The 1,729-nt window shown below is 75.5% G+C and carries 2 protein-coding genes; both read left to right on the forward strand.

Features of this window, described 5'->3' with window-relative positions:
• Positions 1-34 precede the first annotated feature (34 nt).
• Positions 35-805, forward strand: coding sequence for an MBL fold metallo-hydrolase (locus E4099_RS31765; RefSeq protein WP_135342550.1), 771 nt, complete (start codon positions 35-37; stop codon positions 803-805).
• 33 nt (positions 806-838) lie between these two features.
• A complete protein-coding gene (locus E4099_RS31770; protein WP_135342551.1) occupies positions 839-1,675 on the forward strand; it encodes a DUF3097 domain-containing protein in 837 nt (278 codons plus the stop codon).
• The last annotated feature ends 54 nt before the right edge of the window (positions 1,676-1,729 follow it).

A 1,729-nucleotide genomic window follows, 5' to 3' on the forward strand; every position in this document is an offset into this window, starting at 1 on the left:
CCCGGGGAGCCCAGCGGGCGATAGCGTCTGCCCCATGGACAGCACCGCTGAACCCGCAGGCTGGGAGCGTCTGGCGCCCGGGGTGGCCCGACTGAGACTGCCCGGCTGGGACGAGACGATCGGCGCCGTCGCCGGCGAGGACGGCGTACTGGTGATCGACACCGGCGCCACCCTGGCCGACGGGGCCCGGATCCGCCGGGAGGTCACCGCGCTCTTCGGGCGCCGCCCCACCCACATCGCGCTCACCCACCCGCACTTCGACCATGTGCTGGGCACCGCGGCCTTCGCCGGTTGCGCGGTGTACGGCGCGGTGGGCATGGCCGAGCTCCTGCTCCGCGGCAAGGACGAGCTGCGGGCGGACGCGGTACGGCACGGAGTGGACCCGCGGGCCGCGGCCGACGCCGCCGACCTGCTCGTACCCCCGCAGCACGCGGTGTCCGGAGAGCTCACCGTCGATCTGGGCGGCGGGCGGCGGGTGCTGCTGGCCAACGTCGGCCCCGGCCACACCGGCCACGACCTGGCGGTGCTGGTCCCCGGTGGGCCGGCGGCCCCGGACGTGCTGTTCTGCGGCGACCTGGTCGAGGAGTCCGGGGAGCCGCAGGCCGGACCGGACGCGGTGGTGTCCCGCTGGCCCGCGGCCCTGGACCGGCTGCTGGCGCTGGGCGGCGAGGAGGCGCGGTACGTACCGGGGCACGGCGCGGTGGTGGACGCGGCCTTCGTCCGGGCCCAGCGCGCCGAACTCGCCGGCGGCGCGATCCGCGGCGGCCCCGACACCGGCCCGGGCGCCGGGTCCGGCGTGTCGTAGCGCCCGCCGGCCCTTTCTTCGTATCGTCGGCCGGTGCGCAGCAGACAGTACGGCCCCGATCTGACCCCGCCCTGGAAGCGGCAGGCCCCCGCGCCCGAGGTGGCCGCCGAGCAGGACCTGGTGGTGGAGGAGGTCGCCACCGGCTTCTGCGGGGCGGTGGTCCGCTGCGAGAAGACGGCCCAGGGCCCCACCGTCACCCTGGAGGACCGCTTCGGGAAGCACCGGGTCTTCCCGCTGGAGCCGCGCGGCTTCCTGCTGGAGGGCCGGGTGGTCACCCTGGTCCGGCCGAGCACCGTCCAGGCACCGGCCGGCCCGCGGCTGACCGCCTCCGGCTCCATCGCCGTCCCCGGCGCCCGGGCCCGGGTCGCCCGGGCGGGCCGCATCTATGTGGAGGGCCGGCACGACGCGGAGCTGGTGGAACGGGTCTGGGGCGACGACCTGCGCATCGAGGGCGTGGTGGTCGAGTACCTGGAGGGCGTGGACGACCTGCCCGCCATCGTCCAGTCCTTCTCCCCCGGCCCGGACGCCCGCCTCGGGGTCCTGGTGGACCACCTGGTGCCCGGCTCCAAGGAGTCCCGGATCGCCGCCGAGGTGACCGGCACGGACGTCCTGGTGGTCGGACACCCCTATGTCGACATCTGGGAGGCGGTGAAGCCGGCCTCGGTCGGCATCCCCGCCTGGCCCACCGTGCCCCGCGGCCAGGACTGGAAGACCGGGGTGTGCCGCGCCCTGGGCTGGCCGGAGAACACCGGCGCCGCCTGGCAGCGCGTCCTGGCCTCGGTCCGCAGCTACAAGGACCTGGAACCGGCCCTGCTGGGCTCCGTGGAACGTCTCATCGACTTCGTGACCGTCCCGGACCAGCCCAACTGAGCGTCCGAAAGTCGCCGCCCCTTAGACCCCTTCGACCCCTTCGCCCCATCAGTC

The sequence above is a fragment of the Streptomyces palmae genome (genome assembly GCF_004684805.1).
Classification (GTDB): Bacteria; Actinomycetota; Actinomycetes; order Streptomycetales; family Streptomycetaceae; genus Streptomyces; species Streptomyces palmae.

Excerpts from the sequence above, each read along its gene's own strand:
- E4099_RS31765 (WP_135342550.1), top strand. The coding sequence starts at position 35 with ATGGACAGCACCGCTGAACCCGCAGGCTGGGAGCGTCTGGCGCCCGGG.